This is a genomic window from Nonomuraea sp. NPDC000554, assembly GCF_040300065.1.
In the GTDB taxonomy this organism is placed as follows: domain Bacteria; phylum Actinomycetota; class Actinomycetes; order Streptosporangiales; family Streptosporangiaceae; genus Nonomuraea.
The window spans coordinates 159,998-182,768 of the sequence record NZ_JBEPDC010000010.1 but is presented as its reverse complement, the minus strand read 5'-3'; the positions used below and the strand labels follow the sequence as shown (position 1 = coordinate 182,768).

General features: G+C 69.5%; 25 protein-coding genes. 14 read left to right on the top strand and 11 right to left on the bottom strand.

Features of this window, described 5'->3' with window-relative positions; genetic code table 11:
• The first annotated feature begins 70 nt into the window (after window positions 1-70).
• The 3 genes from ABT294_RS20735 (at window position 71) to ABT294_RS20725 (ending at window position 1,656) form a co-directional block, all read left to right on the top strand.
• Window positions 71-646 carry a TetR/AcrR family transcriptional regulator gene (locus tag ABT294_RS20735; protein WP_350807675.1) on the top strand — a complete coding sequence of 192 codons (576 nt, stop codon included), beginning with the start codon at window positions 71-73 and terminating at the stop codon, window positions 644-646.
• 39 nt (window positions 647-685) lie between these two features.
• Entirely contained in the window at window positions 686-1,153 is a 468-nt protein-coding gene (locus ABT294_RS20730) for a hypothetical protein (protein ID WP_350807674.1), read from the top strand.
• Window positions 1,154-1,242: 89 nt separating this feature from the next.
• Window positions 1,243-1,656 (top strand): hypothetical protein, encoded by a 414-nt coding sequence (locus ABT294_RS20725; RefSeq protein WP_350807672.1) that lies wholly within the window; start codon window positions 1,243-1,245, stop codon window positions 1,654-1,656.
• Here ABT294_RS20725 and ABT294_RS20720 read toward each other — a convergent pair.
• Window positions 1,622-2,485 carry a pentapeptide repeat-containing protein gene (locus ABT294_RS20720; RefSeq protein WP_350807671.1) on the bottom strand — a complete coding sequence of 288 codons (864 nt, stop codon included), beginning with the start codon at window positions 2,483-2,485 and terminating at the stop codon, window positions 1,622-1,624. The genes ABT294_RS20725 and ABT294_RS20720 overlap by 35 nt on opposite strands.
• Window positions 2,486-2,605: 120 nt before the next feature.
• Between ABT294_RS20720 and ABT294_RS20715 the strand changes: the two genes are divergently transcribed.
• Window positions 2,606-3,130 (top strand): ATP-binding protein, encoded by a 525-nt coding sequence (locus ABT294_RS20715; protein ID WP_350807670.1) that lies wholly within the window; start codon window positions 2,606-2,608, stop codon window positions 3,128-3,130.
• A 157-nt stretch (window positions 3,131-3,287) separates the two neighbouring features.
• Here the strand turns inward: ABT294_RS20715 and ABT294_RS20710 are convergent, their stop codons facing one another.
• The 6 genes from ABT294_RS20710 to ABT294_RS20685 form a co-directional block, all read right to left on the bottom strand.
• A complete protein-coding gene (locus ABT294_RS20710; RefSeq protein WP_350807669.1) occupies window positions 3,288-4,343 on the bottom strand; it encodes a TolB-like translocation protein in 1,056 nt (351 codons plus the stop codon).
• Window positions 4,344-4,438: 95 nt separating this feature from the next.
• Entirely contained in the window at window positions 4,439-5,029 is a 591-nt protein-coding gene (locus tag ABT294_RS20705) for a DinB family protein (protein ID WP_350807668.1), read from the bottom strand.
• Between the two features lie 108 nt (window positions 5,030-5,137).
• On the bottom strand, window positions 5,138-5,545 hold the full coding sequence (locus ABT294_RS20700) for an Imm7 family immunity protein (RefSeq protein WP_350807666.1): 408 nt from the start codon (window positions 5,543-5,545) through the stop codon (window positions 5,138-5,140).
• A gap of 6 nt (window positions 5,546-5,551) precedes the next feature.
• Entirely contained in the window at window positions 5,552-5,974 is a 423-nt protein-coding gene (locus ABT294_RS20695; protein WP_350807665.1) for a hypothetical protein, read from the bottom strand.
• A gap of 78 nt (window positions 5,975-6,052) precedes the next feature.
• Window positions 6,053-6,676 (bottom strand): TetR/AcrR family transcriptional regulator, encoded by a 624-nt coding sequence (locus ABT294_RS20690; protein ID WP_350807664.1) that lies wholly within the window; start codon window positions 6,674-6,676, stop codon window positions 6,053-6,055.
• Complete coding sequence (locus ABT294_RS20685) at window positions 6,673-7,734, bottom strand: saccharopine dehydrogenase family protein (RefSeq protein ID WP_350807662.1); 1,062 nt, start codon at window positions 7,732-7,734, stop codon at window positions 6,673-6,675. The genes ABT294_RS20690 and ABT294_RS20685 overlap by 4 nt, the downstream gene beginning before the upstream one ends.
• 151 nt (window positions 7,735-7,885) lie before the next feature.
• On the opposite strand from ABT294_RS20685, the gene ABT294_RS20680 reads away from it, so the two are divergent.
• The 4 genes from ABT294_RS20680 (at window position 7,886) to ABT294_RS20665 (ending at window position 10,439) form a co-directional block, all read left to right on the top strand.
• Window positions 7,886-8,212: a hypothetical protein gene (locus tag ABT294_RS20680; protein ID WP_350807660.1), complete on the top strand. Its 327-nt coding sequence runs from the start codon at window positions 7,886-7,888 to the stop codon at window positions 8,210-8,212.
• On the top strand, window positions 8,203-9,027 hold the full coding sequence (locus ABT294_RS20675) for a hypothetical protein (protein ID WP_350807659.1): 825 nt from the start codon (window positions 8,203-8,205) through the stop codon (window positions 9,025-9,027). The genes ABT294_RS20680 and ABT294_RS20675 overlap by 10 nt, the downstream gene beginning before the upstream one ends.
• Before the next feature lie 174 nt (window positions 9,028-9,201).
• Window positions 9,202-9,651 carry a group II truncated hemoglobin gene (locus ABT294_RS20670; protein WP_350807658.1) on the top strand — a complete coding sequence of 150 codons (450 nt, stop codon included), beginning with the start codon at window positions 9,202-9,204 and terminating at the stop codon, window positions 9,649-9,651.
• 62 nt (window positions 9,652-9,713) lie between these two features.
• Window positions 9,714-10,439 carry an SGNH/GDSL hydrolase family protein gene (locus tag ABT294_RS20665; RefSeq protein WP_350807656.1) on the top strand — a complete coding sequence of 242 codons (726 nt, stop codon included), beginning with the start codon at window positions 9,714-9,716 and terminating at the stop codon, window positions 10,437-10,439.
• A 9-nt stretch (window positions 10,440-10,448) separates the two neighbouring features.
• Here the strand turns inward: ABT294_RS20665 and ABT294_RS20660 are convergent, their stop codons facing one another.
• Window positions 10,449-11,240, bottom strand: coding sequence for an MBL fold metallo-hydrolase (locus ABT294_RS20660; RefSeq protein ID WP_350807655.1), 792 nt, complete (start codon window positions 11,238-11,240; stop codon window positions 10,449-10,451).
• 48 nt (window positions 11,241-11,288) lie between these two features.
• On the opposite strand from ABT294_RS20660, the gene ABT294_RS20655 reads away from it, so the two are divergent.
• Window positions 11,289-11,678 carry a MerR family transcriptional regulator gene (locus tag ABT294_RS20655; protein WP_350807653.1) on the top strand — a complete coding sequence of 130 codons (390 nt, stop codon included), beginning with the start codon at window positions 11,289-11,291 and terminating at the stop codon, window positions 11,676-11,678.
• A gap of 72 nt (window positions 11,679-11,750) precedes the next feature.
• Here the strand turns inward: ABT294_RS20655 and ABT294_RS20650 are convergent, their stop codons facing one another.
• Window positions 11,751-12,935, bottom strand: a complete 1,185-nt coding sequence (locus tag ABT294_RS20650; RefSeq protein ID WP_350807651.1) for a hypothetical protein — start codon at window positions 12,933-12,935, stop codon at window positions 11,751-11,753.
• A 111-nt stretch (window positions 12,936-13,046) separates the two neighbouring features.
• Window positions 13,047-14,681 (bottom strand): dolichyl-phosphate-mannose--protein mannosyltransferase, encoded by a 1,635-nt coding sequence (locus ABT294_RS20645; RefSeq protein WP_350807649.1) that lies wholly within the window; start codon window positions 14,679-14,681, stop codon window positions 13,047-13,049.
• Between the two features lie 56 nt (window positions 14,682-14,737).
• On the opposite strand from ABT294_RS20645, the gene rsmI reads away from it, so the two are divergent.
• A complete protein-coding gene (gene rsmI / locus ABT294_RS20640) occupies window positions 14,738-15,607 on the top strand; it encodes a 16S rRNA (cytidine(1402)-2'-O)-methyltransferase (RefSeq protein WP_502912086.1) in 870 nt (289 codons plus the stop codon).
• 52 nt (window positions 15,608-15,659) lie between these two features.
• Window positions 15,660-17,204 carry a dolichyl-phosphate-mannose--protein mannosyltransferase gene (locus tag ABT294_RS20635; RefSeq protein ID WP_350807647.1) on the top strand — a complete coding sequence of 515 codons (1,545 nt, stop codon included), beginning with the start codon at window positions 15,660-15,662 and terminating at the stop codon, window positions 17,202-17,204.
• Here ABT294_RS20635 and ABT294_RS20630 read toward each other — a convergent pair.
• The gene (locus ABT294_RS20630) at window positions 17,140-18,684 is read right to left on the bottom strand and encodes a hypothetical protein (protein ID WP_350807645.1); all 1,545 of its coding nucleotides are present in this window, start codon (window positions 18,682-18,684) and stop codon (window positions 17,140-17,142) included. The two genes, ABT294_RS20635 and ABT294_RS20630, sit on opposite strands and share 65 nt — an antisense overlap.
• A gap of 99 nt (window positions 18,685-18,783) precedes the next feature.
• Here ABT294_RS20630 and ABT294_RS20625 point away from each other — a divergent pair, with 99 nt between their 5' ends.
• The 3 genes from ABT294_RS20625 to ABT294_RS20615 all read left to right on the top strand — a co-directional run bounded on the left by ABT294_RS20625 (window position 18,784) and on the right by ABT294_RS20615 (window position 22,733).
• Window positions 18,784-20,019, top strand: a complete 1,236-nt coding sequence (locus ABT294_RS20625) for a glycosyltransferase family 2 protein (RefSeq protein WP_350807643.1) — start codon at window positions 18,784-18,786, stop codon at window positions 20,017-20,019.
• 72 nt (window positions 20,020-20,091) lie between these two features.
• Entirely contained in the window at window positions 20,092-21,873 is a 1,782-nt protein-coding gene (gene metG, locus ABT294_RS20620; protein ID WP_350807642.1) for a methionine--tRNA ligase, read from the top strand.
• A gap of 5 nt (window positions 21,874-21,878) precedes the next feature.
• Window positions 21,879-22,733: a TatD family hydrolase gene (locus ABT294_RS20615; protein WP_350807641.1), complete on the top strand. Its 855-nt coding sequence runs from the start codon at window positions 21,879-21,881 to the stop codon at window positions 22,731-22,733.
• The last annotated feature ends 38 nt before the right edge of the window (window positions 22,734-22,771 follow it).

The window sequence follows — 22,771 nt, the reverse complement described above, 5'->3', positions numbered from 1 at the left end:
AGGAATGACCGGCTCGGCCACCTCCTATGTTAGTCGGCATAGAATATGAGTGCTAGCACAAGGAGGTGGCGTGACAACGCGACGAGAGCAGACGAGTCAGGAGAGCCGCGAGCTGATCCTCTCGGCGGCGGCGGAGCTGTTCGCGGAGAAGGGGTACAGGCAGACCACGTTCGCCGACGTGGCGGAGCGGTCACGGATCAGCAGGGGCTCGATCCCGTGGCACTTCGGCAGCAAGGAGGGGCTGCTGCTCGCGGTGCTCGAGCGCTCGCTGGACGTGATCCGCAGCGGGCTGCCCGAGGAGGCGGCGAGCTTCGACAACATGAGGCAACGCGCCGACGTGCTCATGCGGCTGCCCACCTCGAAGCTCTTCGTCACGCTCCTGGTGGAGGCGCTGGAGCCCGGCTCGCCGATCCACGACCGCTATGTCGAGATCCACAACACGTTGCGCGACCTCTGCAGGAGGTGGCTGGAGCGCGTCCCGCTGCCCCCGGGCACCTCCGCGGAGGCGCTGGCCGTCACCGTGGTGGGCGCCGTGATCGGCATCCACCAGCAGTGGCTCCTCGCGCCCGACCGCATCGACCTGGAGGAGGCGTTCGCTCCCCTGGGTCTGCTGGTGGCCGGCCCGCCGCAGCAGCCGTCCCCCTAGGTGAACAGGACCTGTTTGAGGTCGGGGAGCGTCGCGGAGATGACCGCCATGTCGAGGATCGAGTTCGCCTACGCAGCGCCGGAGCACGGCTGGGCCGTGGTCAGCATCGGCCACGAGGGCCGCGAAGCCCGGATGGACGTGTCCTATCTGACCGATGCGCTCCAGGAGCTCCTGTACAGCCTGGTGCGTGTCACCCAGGGCGACGACATGCGCTTTTCCTGGGACGGAGAGCCCACTGAGTACCGATGGATCCTCACGCACGAGGACGGCGGGGTACGGCTCCGCATCTTCACCTTCCCGTACCGGACGAGGCCCGAGCCGGACGAGATGGGCCTGGAACTGTTCACGCTCCAGGCCGAGGTGTGGTCGCTCGTGAGGGCGGTGGTCCGGTCGGTCAGGCGGCTGCTCTTCGAGATGGGGGAGGAGGAGTACTCCCGGCAGTGGGGAGGCCGAGCCTTCCCACTGCGCGAGCTGAACGTCCTGGAAGCCTGGCTCAAGGGGCGTTGACCCGGGGCCCGCTGGGCCTCCGCTACCGGATCCGGGTCGTACAGGACTGGGCTGTTTGATCCGTGCCCGGAATCTGTGCGGGTGTGGGCATGATCGATAGAGTGCCCGCCATGGGCGTTCTCGTCGACTATTTCACCGCGGACTCCGAGCAGTCCGCCCGGCTGGCCCTGTCGGGTGGGCCGGAGGCCGCGAACCTGCCGTACGTCGACTGCAAGGGGTGGCTCGTCGAGCTCGACACGCTGGCGGCCGAGCTCAGCGGACGCGACCTCAGCGAGTTCGGTGACAGCCAGGTCCTCATCGACGACGGCGAGGCGGCGGGCGTGGACCGGGCGGCGCCCGAGACCGTCGCCGCGCTCGCCGCCGTCGACGACGCGCGGCTGCGCGCGTACGCGGATGAGGAGCTGCTCGACGAGTTCGAGGTCGAACGCATGACGTCCCTGCGGGACCTGGCCCGCGAGGCCGTCCGGCTCAGCCAGGGGATGTATCGCTGGACATGCGTCTGAACGCGTCGAACAACTCCTGACGGAGTGCGGGCGGAAGCTTCCGGCCCATGTTCGACGGGCTCACCAGCGCCTGGTTGTCGTTGCGCGCCAGGGCCCCGTCCGCGAGGAACTCCAGGCTGAGGCCGGCCTCCTGCCGGTGACGTGCGTCCGGCCAGCGCTCCACCAGGGGCAGCACCGCCTCCACTCGCTCGCTGATCCGGTCGAGAAGTGCGTAACCAGGCAGGCCGGGCAGGCGCTGGGCCTGGAGGTCGATGTGATGGAAGGCGACGTCGTCGAGCTCCGCGCCGGTGAAGTCGTTGCCGGTGAAGTCGTTGTGGTCTCTGCCCAGCGCGGCCTCGTGGTCGCCCGGACGGCCCCAGAAGTTGACGTTCCGCACGCGGCCGAGGAAGACGCAGTCGACGAACTCGGCTTCGAAGGTGGACGTCTGGTCCGTCAGCCGAGACCGGTCGAACACGCACCTCTCGAACCGGACGTTGCCGAAGAAGGTGGACTGGGCGAAGCGAGTGCGCCGGAACACGCAGTCACGGAAGACCGACTGCGGCCAGTCGGCGAGGTTCCACGGCCCTCGCATGGCGGTGCGGCCCAACGACAGTTGTTCGAAGCCAGCGCCGGAGAAGTCGCATCGTTCGAACTCGCTGCCGTGGGCGCCGAAGTCGGCGAACCGCGTTCCGGAGAAGTCCACGTTCACCAGCCGTGCCCGGTCGAAGGTCACGCCGGACACTCCGGCGGGCAGGTCGAACCGCTGGTCGCGAAGCTCTCCGCGAGCGATCCACGCAGATCGCCACTCGTCCGGGCTCGCCTGGAGGCTGAACTGCTCGGACGTGCTCACACCGGCCGCCCGCCGTGGCTGGGAACAGGACGCGTGCCCGGTGAGCGCCTCACCGCGGCGGCGATCGCGGGTACGAAAGCATGCATGCGCGGAGTCTCGCAGCCCGCTCCGACAAATCGCGTGAACGTCTATGCGAACTCCATCGGGTCAACCGGTCGCCGCGTCTACCCTTTCCCCATGCCGAAAATCTTGGTCACCGGAATGTCGGGCACCGGCAAATCGACTTCCCTGCAGATCCTGGGCACGCGCGGGCATCGAACCGTCGATACCGACTACGGCCGGTGGAGCCACTGGGTGACCCTGCCGGACGGCTCGTCCGACTGGATCTGGCACGAAGAGGCGATGACCGACCTTCTCGCCGGCCACAAGGAAGGCAGCCTGTTCGTAGCCGGTTGCAAGAGCAACCAGGGCAAGTTCTACCCGCAGTTCGACCACGTCGTGTTGCTGAGCGCGCCCGCTGACGTGCTGCTTGCCCGCGTCGCCGAACGAACCAACAACCCCTACGGCAAGCGGCCCGAAGAGCGGGACGCCATCCTGCATCACCTGGCCGTCGTCGAGCCGCTGCTCCGAGCCACCGCGACCGTCGAGATCGACGCCTCCGCGCCGATCGACAGAGTCGTACAGCAGCTTGAGGGACTCGCCTGACCGCTACGCCCGCTCACCTCACGTCCGGAAATACGCTGCTCGATGCCGTGAAACCAGTTCACCGGGCCCAGGGAGGACCACGGGTCGACCTGATCGTTCTTGTCGGTCGAGCCGTCGGCGTTCAGGTGAACGCCTCTGGGGGCTCCAGGTTACTCAGCTAGTTCGGGCGGACGAAGTCGACCCGCTCCAGATGCGGCTCGTAGTCGGCGGGGCCGACGGTGAGCCTCTCCTTGACCAGGTCGAGGTCGGCGCTGCCCGAGAGGTTGACGCGCTGGTAGAGCTGGGTGAGGCCGTGCACCCGCTTCACGATGATGTGCTCGTCGTCGTACCAGCCGGCGAAGGCGCGGACGTCCTTGCCGGTCCGGTGGAGGATCTTCCCGGTCGACGCCTCAACGATGCCGATCTGGGCGTTGTTGTCGTCCTTGCGGAGCAACGTGGCGAACAACCGCCCCGAAGGTGAGAAGACCGTTATGGCGGACCATTCGTCGAAGACGCCGACGCCTGTGTAGAACCTGCGCAGCTTTCCGCGCAGGTCGTAGACGGCGATGCGGCTCTTGGACGAAGGGAAGTTCGCGTCGTCGTGCGCGGCCAGCACCCGGCCGGACTCGCCGGCGAAGTAGAAGCGGAAGGCGCGTCCGATGGACCAGTCGGAGACCCGGTGCCGGGGCCCCGCCTTGACCAGGTGGGGGACGCGGTCGGCCACGTTCAGGGTGATGAAGCCGATGATGGTCAGGCTGCCGTCACGGTGCTCCTTGTACGCCGTGAGCAGGAGGGTGCGGCCGTCCGGTGACCACTCGGGGGACGTCACGGGCGCGGGCAGGGAGATCGTGTACTTCCGGCGGCTCTGACGATCGATCAGGTCGATCTTCTTCATGGCCAGCCACAGCCGGTGGTCCGGAATTCCGGCCACCCACCTCTGCCCGGGCGCCACCAGCGCCTCCCGGTAAGGCGTCTTGCCGAACCTGTCGCCCTCGCGCAGGTAGCCGTAGTAGCCCTGGCCGGCGTCGAAGACCAGGGAGTACGAGGCCAGACGGACCGCTCCCGGCTCGTCGTTGAGCTTGCCTGACGTGCCCGCGAGCTTGATCCATGGTCTCGATTCGACGGACTGGACGCCCGCGGTGCGCGTGCTCGGCTCCTGCGCGCTCGCTGACTGGACGCCGGCCATGGTCAGCGCCACGGCCATGAACGTGGTGGCAACCTGCCTGAAGTACATGCGAACCTCCTCGCTCTACTGGTCAGACAGGCAGCCCCGGCATTTGGTTCAGTGCGGGACGGGCCTCCGACAGTGCGAGAAGGAAGGGGCAGGGCCTAGTCGGAGCCGGCTTCCTGTGCCACGCGCTCCAGCCGACCCCGGTAGGCCTCCCACCACGCCTCGTCAACCGGCGCCATGTTGTCGTTGCCTGCTCGCATCCCGACGACCCCGTCGATCAGCTCCCGGACGATGTCGGCATGCCCGGCGTGCCGGCTGGTCTCGGCGATCACGTGCACCAGGATCCGGTGCAACGTCACCGGGTTCCGGTCGTCCGTCCACCACGGCACGTGGCCGGTCGCGTCCAGCGCCAGCGCGTTGATCGTCGCGTCGGCGTGCGCCCATGCCCGGTGGTACAGGCCGACGATCTGCTCGCGCGACTCGTCGGCGGTCGCCCACATGTCGGCGTTGGGTTCCGCGTCGTCCGCGAACCAGGGCACCGGCTCGCCGGACGGCCGGCCGAAGGTTCCGCCGAAGTACTCCAACTCGAGGCTGGCCACGTGCTTGATCAGCCCCAGCAGGTTGGTGCCGGTCGGTGTCAGCGGCCGCCGGATGTCGTACTCCGAAAGCCCCTCGAGCTTCCACACCAGGGCCTCGCGGGCGGACTGCAGGTAACGATGAAGATCCGCTTTCGGATCCGATCCGGTCATGCCGGGCATTCTGCCACCTTGCGCCTCCCCATCTCGCGGTTCCGCCCTCGGCAGTCACGGGACTTCTTGAGGCGCGTCATCATGGCGTACGAGGCTGACGATTCCGGGTCAGCGCAGCTCCGGCCAGGGATCCTCGAGAGTCGGCACCGCCGGGGACAGCAGCGCGTCGGCGTGCTCGCTCACCTCACCGCGCACCAGCCGGAAAACCCGGAACGCGTTCGGATGGACCCCCTCGTCGTCCCACACGTGGAGCAGCCCGTAGGAGCCGGGCGCGATCCGTCCCACCCGTTCGAACAGGCCGAGGAGGACGCCGCGCCAGCCGCCGTCGTGGTTGGGCGCACCGGCCAGGTGCAGGAACGGCGTGCCGTTCATGACGCGCAGGTCGACGAGGCCGTAGTCGCCGAGCTCGGCCAGGCAGGCGCGGATCTCGCCCAACTGCTGTTCCAGCAGTCCGTCAGGGGCGTCCTCGACGCCGGCCGTCTCGCGGATGGTCACCCACCCGTGGTACTCGAACATCTCCTCTCAGTCCGGTTCCCAGTACTTCTCCATGGCCTTCTCCAGGTCCCGCACCACCGGGCTCCAGGAAGAGGGCAGCGTGTAGCGGCTGACGCGGGTCCCCCGGTAGGCGATCGTGTACTTGATGAAGTCGGCGCCCTGCGGCTGGGGCTCCGAACGCCCGAGGCGCAGGTTCTTCAGATGGGCGCGCAGCGTCCGCATCTCCGTCTCGGTCAGGCACTCGTCCACGGTCGGCCCCGTGCGGCGGCTCAGCCGGACACATCCGTTGGTGTACACGATCACTTGATCGTTGAGCCCCGCGAACCCCCCTTCCTTGTGGAGCGTGACCAGCGTCCTCGTCTTCTCGGTGACCGCCTGGGCCGGCTCCGCCGCGCCCATGCCGAGCGCGAGGAGGAGCGCAGGTAGGAGCGTGATTCTCCAACTCTTCATGCCTCTTTCACGTACCAGAACGACGAACGGCTCAAACGTCCCGCCGACTTCCACGCGGCGCGACCGCGTTCGGGCGGCTCAGCCGCGCAGCAGTTCGGCCGCGAACTGGACGAGTTGGGCGTCCATCGCGGCCGAGCGGCTGCCCGCGATGCCTGAGCGCATCAGGGAGGCGCCCTCGACCAGCGCGACGAAGGTCTCGGCTCTGGCCCGGCAGGTCTCGGCCGGCCAGCCGGGCCGCTGCCGCTGGACGAACGCCTCGACGTGGCCGACGTACCTGCCGTAGAACTCCCGGACCACGGCGTTGATGTCCTCGTCCCGTGCGGCCAGCGCCCACACCTCGACGAAGAGCCGGACGAGCTGCGGATCCTCCTGCTCGGCGAGGAGCACGGTCACGACCGCGGCCGGGTCGGCGGTGATCGCCGGGAGGGACTGCGGGCCGGTGGCCTCGGCCAGCCGCCCCAGCGAGCGGTCGAGTGCCCGTTCCAGCACGGCCTTGACCAGGTCGGCGCGGGTCGCGAAGTAGTGCTGCAGATGGCCCATGCGCATCCCGGCCTCGGCCGCGATCGCCCGCAGCGACGCGTCCGCGTTCCCCTTGGCGACCAGCACCCGTTCGGCCGCGTCGAGGACGCTCGCCCGCCGGATGCTGCCCCGACGGCTCAGCCGCGGCTCGCCGGAGCCGGTCGGCGCAGGCTGGTCGCTCATGACACGTCCACCGTGACGCGCAGCTCCTCCAGCGCGGGGATGACGTCCTGCGGGACCGGCGTCATCTCGGGGAAGGCGACCCCGCGCGGCGGAGGAGCGCCGTCCTCGCCGAGCACCCGGCGCAGCCCCAGCAGCCCGCCCACCGCGGTGAGGTGCGCCTGGCCGGCGGTGTCGGTGACCGTGGCCGTTCGGACGGCCCCGCCCGCGTCGCGGACGTCGATCCGCAGCAGGGCGCTGCCGCCCTCGCCCGGCGAGTACAGCATCGAGCGCCGCATCGACCGGAAGCGGTCGCCGCGGCCCCAGCGGAAGAATCCGGTGCGTTTGACGGCGAGCAGCGTGGACGTCGAGGAGTTGGCGCTGAAGCCGATGCGGGTGACGGCCGTGCCGACTCCGAGCGTGAGCGGCAGGGTGAACTGCTCGGGGGTGTCGATCCTGGCGACCTTCGTCCGGTGCTCGCCGATGGTGACGTAGCCGGCGTCGCTGAGCGGCATGACGAGGCGCTGCCTGCCTGCCTCCGTCACCTCGTAGTCGAGCCCGAGGCGGTCCATGAACTCCACGGAGTCGGCGCCCGCGCGGTCCTTGAGGTCGTAGCGGATCGCGATCCCGACCGCGGACGCCCCGCCGAGCCGGTCGGCCAGAGCCGCGGTGACCAGGCTGGTCACCCCGCCCATCCACCCGGACGAGAACAGGACCGGGGCGGTGGACGGTGTCACGGCGGCGACGGCCGTGGCCCGCTGGAGCCGCGCCGTCCACCGCGTGATGTCCACGTAGGGGACGCCGCCGCGGATCGCGGCGTGCAGCACCCGGTCGCCGGGGTCGTTCACCGTGCTGATCACGGCGCGGACCTCGGCGGCGAAGGGGGCGGGGTCGGCGAGGTCCCAGCGGCGCACCGACGCGCCGACCTCGTCGGCGAGCGCGCTGCCACGCTCCGGGTTGCGCCCGGTGAGCAGCAGGGGCCAGGAGGAAGCGGCGAGCCGGGTCAGGTCGCCGCCGACGGTTCCGTAGCCGCCGACCACGAGGACCGGGCCTGCGGGATCGAGTTTGAGGTCATCGTCCACAGCCGACGAGACTAGGTCATCTGACCTAGAAAATCCAACGCGCGCCCGTGGAGCTGCTCGGGGTTGAGAGTGCGGGCTGACGCCATGGACGGAGCGGAACGGCCGAGACCGGCGCGCGTGCCCGGGCAAGGGGCTGGCTAGGGTCGGCCGTATGAGTAGCGGATTCGAGATCGACCGGACGTGGGTGGGGCAAGAGGCGCCGAGGCGGATGCGCACTCACGGCGAGGAGTACGAGGCGGCGGTACAGCGGCTGACGGAGCACGGGCTCGGCGCCACATGGGGCGACACCGAGCTGATCGCCGACCTGCGCGCCGCGATCGACGAGTGCTTCCCGGTCATGGAGGGGGTTCTGGGCAGCCTCGGCTCGGGGCTCGTCCAGACCGGTGACGGCATGAGCGCCGGAGACAGGAACATCGGCCACGCCGAGACCGCCGGCTTGGCGGAGATCGAGGGGCTGGGGGGCGAAGCATGGAAGTGATGCTGCCGGAGGGAGCGCGCGCGGCCCTCGAGATCATGTATGGATATCCGGACATCCGCACGGACGAGATGCACAAGGACGCCGACGCGATACGAACCGTGCTCGCCGGCGCCGATGCGTCCGGGGGCGAAGCCGAGGCGACGATGCGGCGGACCCAGCAGGTCTACCAGGGCGACGCCGCGACCGCCCTGGCCGATCACTGGAGCCGGACCGGAAACAGCGGCGGGCAGATGAGCCAGGCCACCGCCGCCGCCAGGCACGCTCCGATGGCCATCGATCTCACCGCCGGGGTGGTGAAGGCCGTTCAGGTGGCGTTGATCTCCCAGGCGGCGTACGCCAGCTGGAAGATCGGCAGGGCGTTGCTGCTCGGGGGGCCGTTGGCCGCCGTTAGGGCCAATGCCGAGATGCTCGCCGCCCGGCAGATGTCGATGAAGATCCGGCGTGAGGCAAGTGAAGGCGCGACCAGAGTGCTGGCTCCCATCGTCAGACGCCGGGTCATCGAGGCGCTGCAGCGCATCGCCGAGAAGATGCGCGGCCCGAGAGGTGGCGGGGGGCCGATGCTCGCCGGCGCCGGGGGCCACCGGATCCCGTTCGGCGGCGCCGGCCCCGCGGGCCGGGGGTGGGAGAAGGACGGGAATGTGGCGCAGATGGGCTGGGGGAAAGGCTGGACCGGCGGAGCCTCTGACGACGCGAAAAAAGCCGCTGAAGAGCAGGTGGAAAAAGACGTGGCCATGGAGGATTGGCGGGCGGACGTTCTCGATGAACAGGGGAACGCGGCCGAGGCAGAACAGCGGAGAAGCGGGCGAATGAACTGAGCCCGTCGAACGCGCGCGACGTCGGGGAGGGGTGAAACGCGGATCGCGCTATTGCGGGATTTGTCCGGATGGGCTCATTCTGTGCGATCCGGTGTTTGCCGACGATTTCATGCAGGTGGCCGCCTTGCCGGAGAATTCCTGGCCCGCCGCAGAAGTGCGTGTAATGATGTAATCATGGAAACCCTTTTCGAGCATGCCGGCGGAGAGGAAGGTCTCCGCCGGTTCATCGAGATTTTCTACCGTAGCCTCCTGGCGGATCCGGTGCTGCAGCCGCTGTTCGGCGCCGGACGTCCTCGGCATATCGACAACCTGACGGCCTTCACCGCCGAGACCTTCGGCGGCCCGGCCACCTTCTCCGCGGACATGGGCGGCTTTCCGCTGTTGATCAGAGCACATCGAGGGCTGAAGATCACCGAACCGCAGCGCCGGCGATTCGTCGAGCTGTACATGGCGGCGGCCGACCGGGCGGGGTTGCCCGACGACGAGCCGTTCCGGGAGGCGCTCCGCTCCCACGTGGAGTTCGGGACGCAGGTGGCCATGCAGAACTCCCACGCCGAGACGGACGACCAGCTGCACCCCCTGCGCGAGGTCCCGCTCTGGGACTGGGCGGCGCCGTCCGGTTGACAGGTGGGTGAGTGCTCACTCACCCTTGAGGTGAGTGAGCACCCACTGACTGGAGAAGTGAAGTGACAGAGCGCATCGTCTGCGTGGGTGACAGCATCACCCGAGGCCAGGTCAGCGTGGACTACGTCGAGTTACTGCGCGGACGCTTCCGGGACCGGCCGTACGCCTTCGTCAACCACGGCGTGAACTACGACCTCGCCTACAACGTCTCCAGGCGCCTGGACCGGATCGTCGCCGAGGACCCCCACCACGTGATCGTCCTCGTGGGCACCAACGACGCGAACGCCACCCTGGGCGAGGCCAACAGGCGGCTCCTGACGCTGATCAGGCGGCTGCCGGTCAGGCCGTCCGCCCAGTGGTACGCCGACAACCTGGCGGCGATCCTCCAGGGCCTCGAACGGCGCACGTACGCGCGGGTCGCCGTGCTGTCGCTGCCGGTCATCGGTGAGGACCTGGAGTCGGTCCCGCTGCGCAGGGCCGGCGAGTACAGCGCCATCGCCCAGGAGGTCGCGGCGGCGCACAACGCCGACTACCTGCCGCTCCACGAACGCCAGGTCGAGGACCTGCGCACTTCGGGTCACCGGCCGGGCACGCGCTACCGGCCCGGGATGATGCTGTCCTCGACGGCCTCGACGCAGCACTTCGTGCTCCGGCGCAGCCTTGACGAGATCGCCGAACGACGCGGCCTGCGCCTGACCACCGACACCGTGCACCAGAACAGCCGCGGCGCGGGAATGATCGCCGACCTGATCGAGCAGCACCTGATGGTCCGATCCGGACACGCCTAGCGGAACGGCTCAGGTGCGCGAGGGGAGCCGCTGAGCCAGCTCCCACGGATCGTGGGCGGAGACGACCGTCACCTCGTCGGGCAGCTCGCGCAGCCGCGCCTGGTTGGCGAGGCGCAGCTCCGCGTCCACCTGGGACCTGAGCTGGACGAAGTCGAAGAGCGGGTGCGACTCCGGGGCCGTGCGTGACAGCTCGCGGTGGTAGAAGTAGGCGTCACCGGCGTGCAGCAGCCAGCGGTCGCCGTCCCGCACCGCCACGCCCGCGTGGCCGCGCGAGTGCCCGCCGAGCGGCACCAGCAGGATGTCCTGCAACCCTGTCAGTTCGTGCGCGCCGTCGAAGCCGAACCACGGCGATCCGCCGTCCGCGTAGGTGACCCAGCGAGGCCCGTGCGCCCAGTGGCCGGTGCGGTAGCGGAGGCTGGGGCCCTCGGTCAGGGCGGCGTCCAGCTCGGCCGCCATGAGGTGGACCTGGGCCTGGGGGAAGTCGGGCAGGCCGCCGCTGTGGTCGACGTCCAGGTGCGTCAGGGCGATGTGACGGACGTCGGCGGGGTCGTGACCGAGCGCCGCGATCTGCCGCACGGCGGTCTCGGCGGGCGTGAGCGACGGTTCGACCAGCGCCACCCAGTCGGGGTCGAGCAGCTCGCCGGGGCGTGCCACGTCGTCGGTGCCCAGGCCGGTCTCGACGAGCACCAGCGAGTCGGCGGTCTCGACGAGCAGGGCGTGGCAGACGGCGTTGGCCGGAGCGAGGTCGTACGTGGACTCGATCTCGCGCATCGAGCCCAGGTTGAGGTGGTGAATTCGCATGCGGTCTAGACTGCAACTTGAAGCGCGATTCAAGTCAAGGGAGTGCGGATGCTGCTCGACATCGCAGAGGTGGCGCAACGCTCCGGCCTGGCGCCGTCGGCGCTGCGGTTCTACGAGCGCAAGGGCCTCATCACGGCCGACGGGCGCAACGGCCTGCGTCGCGCGTACACCCCGGAGACGCTGGAACGGCTGATGCTGATCGCCTGCGCCCGCGACGCCGGGTTCGCGCTGGCCGAGATCGCCACCTTCCTGGGGGCCAGGCCGTCCGATACGGAGTTGCGCGAGCGGATGGCGGCCAAGGAGCGCGAGGTGAGCCAGCGCGTCGACCAGCTCACCCGGCTGCGTGACAGCCTGCGGCACGCCGCCGTCTGCACGCACGACCCGATCGTGGACTGCCCGGAGTTCAAGCAGGCGATAGGTCGAGTTCCCAACGGCTGAAACGCCCGTACGGCCGGACGCCTCGCGGGCGCCTGGATTCGACGGCTGCCGCCGGTGAGGCGCCGCGGGGCCTCAGCCGGCGTTGACGTACTGCCGGGGACGCAGCGCGTGGGCGCGCAGCGCGGCCATGGCCGCGAACTGGCCCGGCCGCGTGAGGCGTACCGCCAGCTCGTCGCCGAAGGCCAGGTCGAGCGCGGTGAGCTGCCCCACCAGGTCGCTCACGGGCGCGGCCACGTCGTCGAGCCCGGTCGTCGGGTGCCAGCCCTCGCCGCCGACCACCTCGGCGACCTTCTCCCGCAGCTCGGTGGGCGACATCAGGACGCCGTCGGCGAGCAGCATGAGCGCGGCCTCGCGCGCCGACGCCTCGAACTCGTGCTCTCCCTTGGCGAGCAGCAGCCTGGTGACCGTCTCCCACATGGCCTCGGGCGAGTCGAGCAGCGCCCGGCCCCGCTCGGTGATCGTCAGCCTGGCGCCGCGCCGGGTGAGCGCGCCCAGCTCGTGCTCGGCCAGCTCGCGCAGCCTGAGCGCGGCGGGAGACGGGGCCAGCCGCAGCGGCAGGCTCTCCTCGGACGCGGCCAGTGACAGCAGGCCCTGGAGGGCGGGCAGCGGCTGCGGCGTGACCGGCGCGTGCAGTCGGACCTCGAACGGCTGGGCCAGCTCCCGCCTGGCCGGGCCGCGTCCGAGGACCCAGCGGTTCAGCCGCTCGCCGTGCACGCGATGCAGCCAGTTGTCGCCGCCCAGCTCGGTGCGGGGTTCGGTGAGCCAGCGCGTGGTCAGCGCCCTGCGGTCGATCGGGTCGCCGGCGACGATCGCCAGCTCCAGCGCCGCCGAGCAGGCCACGTGGGCGCCCAGCTCCTCAGGCCCCATGATCATGCTCCACTGCAGGTCGGCCACGTCGGGCGGGAGGACGCCCGTGGCCTCCAGCGCCTCCTGGTAGGCGGCGGTGCCGGCGTCCTCGCCGTCGCGCTGGTAGGTGCGCAGGATCTGCGTGGTGGTCGGGGACGCGCACAGCGCGGCGTAGCGTTCGAGCCCGCCCAGCTGGAGCAGCCGGCCGAGGGCGCGGGCCAGCCGCTCGTGGTCGCCGCCCACCTTGAGCGGCAGCGTGTACCAGAGAAACTCGCAGACGTCGAGCTGGGTGACCGTCTCCAGCGGCTCCCCGCCCGCCAACCACTCGACGGCCGTTCTGGCGTCGTCGGCCAGATCCGGCTCGGATCGCTCCAACTCGGCCAGGAGCGCGGTGACGTCCGGTGCACTCATGCCTCGAAGTTTGCCGTATCGACCCCGAGCCTGACGATGACCGAATCCGGTGCGTATTGGGTCTTGCACAGCGACTACCCTACGAAAGCTCTATTGAGCGGACATGACCGGTTAGATCCACCGTTTGTCGAAGAGCATTCTCGCCTTCCACTCTGTGTAAGGAATCAGCTCCGCCGACAGGATCGGGTGCAGCCACCAGAAGTTGATCAATGCTAGCAGGGCGAAGGCTCCGACGGTGGCGGCCCCCAGAGTTCGGCGCATGGGCAGCGTGCCCGTCGCCGTCTGCGTCGCCGGGCCGATGATCAGCCCGGCGCAGAGCGTGATGGCCAGCACCATGAACGGGACCATCGGCACCGCGTAGAACAGGAACATCGTCCGGTTCTGCGCGATGGCGAAGTAGAACCACGGCAGCCAGCCCATCGCGTACGCCAGCAGCACCGCGCCCGCCCGCCAGTCGCGGGAGGAGACGTACCAGGCGATCAGCGCCACCAGCGCGGCCAGCGCGCCGAACCAGATCACCGGCGTGCCCACGCCTAGCACGGCCTCGGAGCAGTCCTTGGCCGCGCCGCAGCCGCCCTGCTTGCCCTCGTAGTAGAAGGCGACGGGACGCAGCAGCAGCGGCCACTGCCACGGATCCGACATGTAGGGATGCGAGGTCGCCAGCCCGCTGTGGAAGCTGAAGACCTGCCACTGGTACTGCACCCACGACCGCGCCGAGTCGATGACGAAGTAGAACGGCCCCGACGAGGTGGCCTGGTCCCAGTGGCGGCCGTAGCCGGTGGCGGTGGCGAACCAGCCCGTCCAGGTGGCCATGTACGTGACGAACGGCACAGCGGCGAACGCGATCGCGCCGTTGGGCACGTCCTTGGAGAGCGCGCCCAGGTACGGATGGCGGACGCCCGCCGCCCTGCGCGCGCCGAAGTCCCACAGCAGCGACATGATCGCGAAGGCGACGGCGAACGCCAGCCCCGACCACTTGACCGCCATCGACGCCCCGAGGCAGGCGCCGGCCGCGATCCGCCACCACCGCACGCCCAGCGACGGCCCATGCGCCGACACCGGGGAGTTCTCGTACCAGTCGGCCAGCCGCCGCCTGGCCTGGTCGCGGTCGACGACCAGGCAGGCGAACGCCGCGAGCACCCAGAACATCAGGAAGATGTCGAGCAGCGCGGTACGGGACAGCACGAAGTGCAGGCCGTCGAGCGCCAGCAGCAGTCCTGCGAAGCAGCCGAGCAGGGTCGAGCGGGTCATCCTGCGCGCCAGCCGGGCCAGGATCAGGATCGACAGCGTGCCCACCACGGCCGCCGCGAACCGCCAGCCGAACGGGTTCATCCCGAACAGCTGCTCCCCGACCCCGATCATCCACTTGCCCAGCGGCGGATGGACCACGTAGGAGGCGCACTTGTCGAGCGTCTGCGCCGTGCACTTCTCCCAGATGTCGGTGCTACCGGCGATCAGCGCCTTGTCGGCGTCCTTGATGGCGACGCGCTCGACCAGCCAGGTGATCAGCGAGTACGCGTCCTTGGCGTAGTAGGTCTCGTCGAAGACGACGGCCTTGGGATGGCCCAGGTTCACGAAGCGGAGGATGCCTCCGAAGACGGTGACCAGCAGCGGACCGATCCACCCCCACAGCACGCTGCCGCCCATCGGCGGGACCAGCCGGTCACGCACCGATGATGTTCGGGGACTGCTCTCGTTGGCCTCGGGATCGCCGAAGGCCTTGTACGGGAAATCGGTCACCGCCATTCGGACATCGTACGGGCCCCAAGCAGGTGCTTACCCAGGAAACACCGCCAATTCGGATGCCCTGCCACAATGGTTCAGTGACGGGAAACGGCAGGTTGGTGCTGGCAGGAGCCCCGATAGGACAGGCGGGGGACGTGTCGCCGCGGCTGCGTGAGGTGCTCGGGAGCGCCGACGTGGTGGCCGCCGAGGACACCAGGAGGCTGCGCAGGCTGGCCACCGAACTCGGGGTGGAGATCACCGGGCGCGTGGTCTCGTACTACGACGCCAACGAGGCCGGACGGGCGCGGGAACTGCTCGAGACGCTCAAGGAGGGCCGGACGGTGGTGGTCATCACCGACGCCGGCATGCCGGGCGTCTCCGACCCCGGCTACCGGTTGACGAGCCTGGCTGTGGAGGAAGGCGTCAAGGTCACGGCGCTGCCGGGGCCGAGCGCCGTCACCACCGCGCTGGCCGTCTCGGGCCTGGCCAGCGACCGGTTCTGCTTCGAGGGCTTCCCGCCGCGCAAGCAGGGCGAACGCGCCCGCCGCCTGGCGTCCCTGGCGGAGGAGGAGCGCACGATGGTGTTCTTCGAGTCGCCGCACCGGCTGCACGACTCGCTGGAGGCGATGGCCGAGGCGTTCGGCCCCGACCGCCGCGCGGCCGTCTGCCGCGAGCTGACCAAAACCTATGAGGAGGTTCGGCGGGGCGGCCTGGCCGAGCTGGCCGAGTGGGCGGCGCCGGGCGTCAAGGGCGAGATCACCGTCGTGGTGGCCGGTCACGTCGCCGCGGCGGGCGAGCTCGACGTCGACGATCTCGTCGCCGAGGTCGAGCGCCGGGTGGCCGAGGGCGAGCAGCGCAAGGCGGCCATCGCGGACGTCGCCAAACGCGCCGGGCTGCCGAAGCGCGAGCTGTACGACGCGGTTCACAGGAGATCCGACACCCCATAGGGTGCGCATCGTGAAGAACTGGGGGGTTTCATCGCAAAGGTTGGTCCCGCCGATGCAGGGAACCGCCCTGTGGGGGTGGCTCGGCCCCATCCTGGTCACGATCTTCGGGGGCATCCTCCGCTTCGTCCGGTTACAGGACCCCAGGGCGATCGTCTTCGACGAGACGTACTACATCAAGGACGCGTACTCGCTGATCAGGTTCGGCGTCGAGCGGATCACCCTCGGCACCGAGAAGAACCCCATCGCCGACAAGCGCCTGCTCGCCGACAACCTGGACATCTTCAAACAGTGCCCGCAGTTCGCCGACTGCGGGTCCTACGTGGCCCATCCGCCGCTGGGCAAGTGGATGATCGGGGTCGGGGAGCAGCTGTTCGGGATGAACCCGTTCGGCTGGCGGTTCGCGGCGGCCGTGGTGGGCACGCTGTCGATCCTGATCCTGGCCCGGCTGGCGCGCAGGATGACCCGCTCGACCCTGCTCGGCTGCCTGGCGGGGCTGCTGCTGGCGCTCGACGGCCTGCACCTGGTGCTGTCCCGTACCGCGCTGCTCGACATCTTCCTGATGTTCTGGGTGCTGGCCGGGTTCGCGTGCCTGGTCGTGGACCGCGACCAGGCCAGGCGGCGGCTGGCCGACTGGCGCGACAGCTCGCCGCTGTCGGACCTCGGGCCGCGGCTCGGCGCGCGGTGGTGGCGGCTGGGCGCGGGCGCCTGCCTGGGCGCGGCCTGCGCGGTCAAGTGGTCCGGCGTGTTCTTCCTGATCGCGTTCGCGGTGCTGTCGCTGATGTGGGACGCGGGCGCCAGGCGCGCGGTCGGGCTGCGGCAGCCGTACCGGGGGATGTTCGCGCGCGACCTGTCCGGTGCGCTCGGCGCGCTGGTCGCCGTGCCGGCCGTGACGTACGTGCTGACGTGGACGGGCTGGTTCGTCACCGCCGGAGGCTGGGGACGCAACTGGGAGCAGGCGACGTCCTCAGGGCCGCTGTTCTTCGTGGTGGACTCGGCGCGGTCCTGGCTGCAGTACCAGTGGCAGGTGCTCGGCTACCACACCGGCCTGCGCCTCTACCACCCGTACATGTCGGACCCCTGGACGTGGCCGGTGCTGTACAGGCCGGTCTCGTTCTACTACCCGTCGGACCTGCCGCCGTCGGCGTGCGGGGCCGACAAGTGCTCACAGGCCGTGCTCGGCGTCGGCACGCCCGCCCTCTGGTACGGCGCCCTGCTGGCCCTGCTCGGGCTGATCGCCTGGTACGTCCGCTCCCGCGACTGGCGGGCGGGCGCGGTGCTGCTGGCGTACGCCGCGGGCTGGCTGCCCTGGTTCTACTACGCCGTCGCCGACAAGCGCACGATGTACCTCTTCTACATGATCCCGCTGGTGCCGTTCATGGTGCTCGCCCTGGTGCTGGTGGCCGGGCTGGCGCTGGGCAAGCAGAACGCGCCCCCGGCTCGCCGGGCGGCGGGCGCCGCGGCCGTGGGCGCGTTCGCGCTCATCGTGCTGATCAACTTCTGGTGGCTGTACCCGGTGCTGGCCGCCGAGACGATCACGCAGGGACAGTGGTGGGCTCGGATGCTGACGAGCTCCTGGGTGACCCTCGCCCCCAAATGAGACCGTGCCGCAGCGTGATCGCCGCCGCCATGCAGGCCAGGGGGACGGCGGGCAGCAGGTAGCGGTAGTCGAACTCGGCCGTCGCCGCGGGCGCCAGGATCAGGCCGAACGCGCCCAGCCAGGGCAGCACCACCGGGCCGCCGACCTTCCGCCAGCGCACCACGACCCCGTACAGGCCGATCAGCAGGATCCCGCCCAGCATGATGCCGCGCAGGTAGAAGACCTTCTGGTAGGCGCTCATGATGTCGGCCCAGGGGTGCGCGATCCGCGTCTCCGGGGGGCCCTGCTCGTAGGCGAACGCGTCGGTGTCGGTGCGTCCCCCGATCGACGGCCACTTCGGCAGCCGCTTGGGCTGGCCGTTCTCGTCGAGGTCGTAGTACGGCTTGAACTCGTACATGTTGTACGTGGACGGGTCGGGGAAGATCGGCCGGTTCCAGTGGAAGGCGCGGAAGAAGTCGCGGGCGACCACGGCCAGGTAGTCGCCGGGTTGCGAGGTGATCGCCCGGCTGGCGAACGCGCTCGCGGCCTCGTTGGTGAACTCGGTGAACTTCTTGTTGGCCCCCCAGCGGTGCAGGACCTCGCCGGTGCCCTTGCCGTCGCCGCTGCCCTGGCCCCACAGGTACCACTGGGCGTAGTCCTTGCGCTCGTCGACGGGGTCGTTGATGCACAGCAGCGCGAGCTGGAGCTCCTTATAGGTGTCGATGTGCATCTTGTTGCAGTCAGCGAAGATCGCTGTGCGCATGTAGAGGATGAGTCCGTCGCTGTTGGTCATGGCGAATTTCCCGAAGTTTGTGGCAAACCACCCCATATAAGCCACCACCGGGATCGCGCAGGCCGTGAGCACGGCCACGATCGGCTTCCAGCCGGTCCTCTTGATCAGCAGATAGGTCGCCACCAGCGCCAGGATCGGCAGCCCGATCGAGCGCGTAAGCCAGGTGAGCGCGAGCAACAGCCCGACCACCGCGCCGATCTTCCACGACATCCGCCGGTTCCACAGCACCAGCGTGATCACGCCCATCACCAGCAGAATGAACATGGTGTCGGACATGACCATCTGTTCGAGCTGGATCTGGTAGGCGTCGAACAGCACCGGCGCGGCGGCCAGCGTGGCGCCCCACTTCGGCAGCGCGAACTTCCTACGCAGCAGCGCGTACATCAGCGCCGCCGTGGCCATGCCCATCAGATGCTGGGTGAAGACCACCAGCGTGAAACTGTGGAACGGCTTCAGCAGCAGCAACCAGAACCCGTAGCCGTCGGGCCGGATCGGGTGCGGCCTGGGGTGCAACGCCACCGAGACGTACTCGTAGGAGTCGTTGAACCACATCGCCGGCCCGTATCCGAGCATCGTCACGAGCCGCAGCACCCCGCCCACGGCGAATGCTGCGGCGAACACCCGATGACGGCGCAGGAATGCCAGCGCACGAGCCGTCCTGCCAGGGGCGGAGTGGTCCACAGGGGTAATCTCCGCGACGCTCACCATGCTGTAAAGAATGCCAGTCGTTTTTTGGTCTTGACCCGACCAGCTCTGGGCACAGGGCATGATGGTGTGCTCGAAGAGCCTTAACTGAAGGGTTGAGACGTGGAACTGACGGTGGTCATGCCCTGCCTCAACGAGGCGGAGACCGTGGAAGTCTGTGTGCGCAAGGCAGTGGCGTGCATGGAGGAGCACGGTATCGACGGCGAGGTCCTCATCGCCGACAACGGCAGCACGGACGGCTCGCAACAGCTCGCCCGCGATGCGGGAGCCCGGGTGGTCCACGTTGACGAGAAGGGCTACGGCAACGCGCTCATGGGCGGCATCAGGGCCGCCCGCGGCAAGTACGTCATCATGGGCGACGCCGACGACTCCTATGACTTCACCGGGCTGCTGCCCTTCGTCGAACAGTTGCGCGACGGCGCCGACCTGGTGATGGGCAACCGCTTCAAGGGCGGCATCGCGCCAGGCGCCATGCCGCCGCTGCACCGCTACCTCGGCAACCCGGTGCTGTCGTTCATCGGCCGGCTGTTCTTCCCGTCGGCCATCGGCGACTTCCACTGCGGCCTGCGCGGTTTCCGCCGCGACTCGATCCTGCGGCTCGGCCTGCAGACCGGCGGCATGGAGTTCGCCAGCGAGATGGTCGTCCGCTCCACCCTGTCGGGTCTGGACGTCCGCGAGGTGCCCACCACGCTGTCGCCCGACGGCCGCTCCCGCCCGCCGCACCTGCGCTCCTGGCGCGACGGCTGGCGCCACCTGCGCTTCCTGCTGCTCTACAGCCCGAAGTGGCTGTTCTTCTACCCCGGCATCTTCCTGATGATCCTCGGCCTGGTCGTCGGCACCGCGCTGACGTTCGGCCCGGTCGTGATCGGCGAGCTGGCCTTCGACGTCGACACCCTGGTCGGCGCGTCGGCGGCGGTGGTGATCGGCTTCCAGGCGGCGCTGTTCGCGTTGTTCACCAAGGTGTACGCGGCGGAGGAGGGCTTTCTACCCGAGTCGCAACGGGTCCGGAAACTCATCGACATCGTGAGTCTGGAGAAGGGCCTCGTGGTCGGCGGCCTGCTGGCCGTCGCCGGTCTGGTCGGCCTGGTCATGTCGCTGGCTCACTGGCAGGGCCGCAGCTTCGGCGAGCTCGACCCGCGCGAGGCGCTCCGCATCGTCGTCCCCTCGGCGACAGCGCTCATCATGAGCTTCCAGACGATCTTCGCGGCGCTGTTCATCAGCATCCTCGGCATCCGCCGCACCAAGGAGACCTCGGTCGACGTGGCTGCCAAGGCCGCGGAGGAGGCCGCGGAGGCGGTCTCGCGCGAGGAGTCCACCGCCCCCGCCGACACCCGCTGAACCACCCCCGCGCCGTGCCGGAAGTGGCCAACCGGTTCGAGGCGGGGGGCGCAGAGCCGTAGGCTTGGGGCTATGTCCCAGCACATCTTGACCGCCGTCGCGTGGCCGTACGCCAACGGCCCACGCCACATCGGGCACGTCTCCGGGTTCGGCGTGCCGTCCGACGTCTTCAGCCGCTACCAGCGGATGGCGGGCAACAAGGTGCTGATGGTGTCAGGCACCGACGAGCACGGCACGCCCATCCAGGTGCAGGCCGACAAGGAGGGCGTCACCGCCCGCGAGCTGGCCGACCGCTACAACCGGGTGATCGCCGAAGACCTGACAGGGCTGGGGCTGTCGTACGACCTGTTCACCCGGACGACCACGAACAACCACTACGCCGTCACCCAGCAGATCTTCAAGGGCCTGTACGACAACGGCTACATCTTCCCGAAGACCACGATGGGGGCGATCTCGCCGTCCACCGGCCGCACCCTGCCCGACCGCTACATCGAGGGCACCTGCCCCATCTGCGGCTACGACGGGGCGCGCGGCGACCAGTGCGACAACTGCGGCAACCAGCTCGACCCGATCCAGCTGATCAACCCGCGCAGCCGCATCAACGGCGAGACCCCGGTGTTCGTCGAGACCGAGCACTTCATGCTCGACCTGCCCGCCTTCGCCGAGGTGCTCGGCTCCTACCTGCAGTCCAAGCAGGGCGAGTGGCGGCCCAACGTGCTGAAGTTCGCGCTCAACCTGCTCGGCGACCTCCAGCCGCGGGCGATCAGCCGCGACCTCGACTGGGGCGTGCCGATCCCGCTCGACGGGTGGCGCGACCAGCCGAACAAGCGGCTGTACGTGTGGTTCGACGCGGTGATCGGCTACCTCAGCGCGTCCATCGAGTGGGCGAAGCGGTCCGGCGACCCCGACGCGTGGCGCCAGTGGTGGCAGAACCCCGACGCCAAGAGCTACTACTTCATGGGCAAGGACAACATCGTCTTCCACGCCGAGATCTGGCCGGCGATGCTGTTCGGCTACAACGGGCAGGGCGCGCGAGACGGCCGGTCCGGCGAGCTCGGCGCGCTGAACGTGCCGTCCGAGGTGGTCTCCAGCGAGTTCCTGACCATGGAGGGCAGGAAGTTCTCCTCCTCCAGGCAGGTCGTCATCTACGTCCGCGACTTCCTGGCGCGCTACGACGCCGACGCGCTGCGCTACTACATCGCGGTCGCCGGCCCCGAGAACCAGGACACCGACTTCACCTGGCAGGAGTTCGTCAACCGCAACAACGGCGAACTCGTCGCGGCCTGGGGCAACCTGGTCAACCGGTCGATCTCGATGGCGGCCAAGAACTTCGGCGCGGTGCCCGAGCCGGGCGATCTGACCGACGCCGACCGCCGGCTCCTCGAACGCTCGCGCAACGCGTTCGCGTCCGTGGGGGCCGAGCTGGGCCGTTCCCGGTTCAAGAACGCCATCACCGAGGCGTTCGACGTGGTCCGCGAGGCCAACAAGTACCTCGCCGAGCAGGAGCCGTGGAAGCTCAAGGACGACGCCGAGCGGCAGAAGTCGATCCTGCACGTCGCGCTGCAGGTGGTCGACGACGCGAAGACCATGCTCACGCCGTTCCTGCCCAGCTCGTCCAACAAGGTGCACGCCATGCTCGGCGGCGAGGGCGTCTGGTCGGGCATGCCGGAGATCCGCGAGGTCGACGAGGACGGCGGCGGGTCGTATCCGGTGATCACCGGCGAGTACGACGGCGGGGCCCGCTGGGAGCACCGGGCGATCACGCCGGGCACCCCGCTCGCGCCGCCCGTGCCGCTGTTCAAGAAGCTCGACCCGAAGGTCGTCGACGAGGAGCTGGCCCGGCTGGGCGAGTGACATCCATGAGCAAGGTTCCCGCCGCGCCCGAGCCGCTCTCCGCGCCGGTGTTCGACAGCCACTGCCATCTCGACATCATGGTGGGCAACCGCCAGGCGTCCTCGGGAGACCCGGTGGCGCAGGCCGCGCAGGCGGCGTCCGCCACCGTTCGCGGCATCCTCGACGACGCGCGCGCGGTGGGCGTGACCCGGCTCGTCACGATCGGCTACGACCTGCCGTCGTCCCGGTGGAACGCCGAGACGGCGGCCGGGCAGGAGGGCGTCTACGCCGGGGTGGCGATCCACCCGAACGAGGCGCACGCCGCCACGCCCGAGGTGCTGGCCGAGATCGAGGCGCTGGCCGGGCAGGCGGGTGTCAGGGCGGTGGGCGAGACCGGGCTCGACTACTTCCGCGACTGGGCCGCCAAGGACGACCAGCACGCCTCCTTCCGGGCGCACATCGAGATCGCCAAGCGCACCGGCAAGGCGCTGGTCATCCACGACCGCGACGCGCACGACGACGTCCTGAAGGTGCTCGCCGCCGAGGGCGCTCCCGACGTGGTGGTCTTCCACAGCTTCTCCGGTGACGCCGAAATGGCGAAAAAGTGCGTTGAAGCCGGATATTTCATGTCATTTTCCGGGCCTGTCACGTACAAGAACGCCGGGTACCTGCGCGAGGCCGCCCAGGTCGCGCCCGTCGAGCTCATGCTGGTCGAGACCGACGCCCCGTACCTGCCACCCGTGCCGCACCGGGGCAAGCCCAACGCCCCCTACCTCATCCCGCTGACCCTGCGCTGCCTGGCGGAGGTCAAGGGGGTCTCCGCCGACCGGCTCTGCGAGGCGATCAGCGACAACGGCGTCACCGTGTTCGGCGAGTGGTGACGTCCTGATCGTCACCCGCTACCTGCGGTGACGGCCCG

What these genes read in the sequence shown, in the direction of transcription:
- ABT294_RS20635 (WP_350807647.1), top strand. Translation starts at nt 15,660, where the DNA reads ATGCAGGGAACCGCCCTGTGGGGGTGGCTCGGCCCCATCCTGGTCACG.
- ABT294_RS20730 (WP_350807674.1), top strand. Translation starts at nt 686, where the DNA reads ATGACCGCCATGTCGAGGATCGAGTTCGCCTACGCAGCGCCGGAGCAC.
- ABT294_RS20680 (WP_350807660.1), top strand. Translation starts at nt 7,886, where the DNA reads ATGAGTAGCGGATTCGAGATCGACCGGACGTGGGTGGGGCAAGAGGCG.
- ABT294_RS20630 (WP_350807645.1), bottom strand. Translation starts at nt 18,684, where the DNA reads ATGGTGAGCGTCGCGGAGATTACCCCTGTGGACCACTCCGCCCCTGGC.
- ABT294_RS20690 (WP_350807664.1), bottom strand. Translation starts at nt 6,676, where the DNA reads ATGAGCGACCAGCCTGCGCCGACCGGCTCCGGCGAGCCGCGGCTGAGC.
- ABT294_RS20695 (WP_350807665.1), bottom strand. Translation starts at nt 5,974, where the DNA reads ATGAAGAGTTGGAGAATCACGCTCCTACCTGCGCTCCTCCTCGCGCTC.
- ABT294_RS20655 (WP_350807653.1), top strand. Translation starts at nt 11,289, where the DNA reads ATGCTGCTCGACATCGCAGAGGTGGCGCAACGCTCCGGCCTGGCGCCG.
- ABT294_RS20725 (WP_350807672.1), top strand. Translation starts at nt 1,243, where the DNA reads ATGATCGATAGAGTGCCCGCCATGGGCGTTCTCGTCGACTATTTCACC.
- ABT294_RS20675 (WP_350807659.1), top strand. Translation starts at nt 8,203, where the DNA reads ATGGAAGTGATGCTGCCGGAGGGAGCGCGCGCGGCCCTCGAGATCATG.
- ABT294_RS20650 (WP_350807651.1), bottom strand. Translation starts at nt 12,935, where the DNA reads ATGAGTGCACCGGACGTCACCGCGCTCCTGGCCGAGTTGGAGCGATCC.
- ABT294_RS20645 (WP_350807649.1), bottom strand. Translation starts at nt 14,681, where the DNA reads ATGGCGGTGACCGATTTCCCGTACAAGGCCTTCGGCGATCCCGAGGCC.
- ABT294_RS20710 (WP_350807669.1), bottom strand. Translation starts at nt 4,343, where the DNA reads ATGTACTTCAGGCAGGTTGCCACCACGTTCATGGCCGTGGCGCTGACC.
- ABT294_RS20615 (WP_350807641.1), top strand. Translation starts at nt 21,879, where the DNA reads ATGAGCAAGGTTCCCGCCGCGCCCGAGCCGCTCTCCGCGCCGGTGTTC.
- ABT294_RS20670 (WP_350807658.1), top strand. Translation starts at nt 9,202, where the DNA reads ATGGAAACCCTTTTCGAGCATGCCGGCGGAGAGGAAGGTCTCCGCCGG.
- ABT294_RS20700 (WP_350807666.1), bottom strand. Translation starts at nt 5,545, where the DNA reads ATGTTCGAGTACCACGGGTGGGTGACCATCCGCGAGACGGCCGGCGTC.
- ABT294_RS20660 (WP_350807655.1), bottom strand. Translation starts at nt 11,240, where the DNA reads ATGCGAATTCACCACCTCAACCTGGGCTCGATGCGCGAGATCGAGTCC.
- ABT294_RS20705 (WP_350807668.1), bottom strand. Translation starts at nt 5,029, where the DNA reads ATGACCGGATCGGATCCGAAAGCGGATCTTCATCGTTACCTGCAGTCC.
- metG (WP_350807642.1), top strand. Translation starts at nt 20,092, where the DNA reads ATGTCCCAGCACATCTTGACCGCCGTCGCGTGGCCGTACGCCAACGGC.
- rsmI (WP_502912086.1), top strand. Translation starts at nt 14,738, where the DNA reads ATGCCCTGCCACAATGGTTCAGTGACGGGAAACGGCAGGTTGGTGCTG.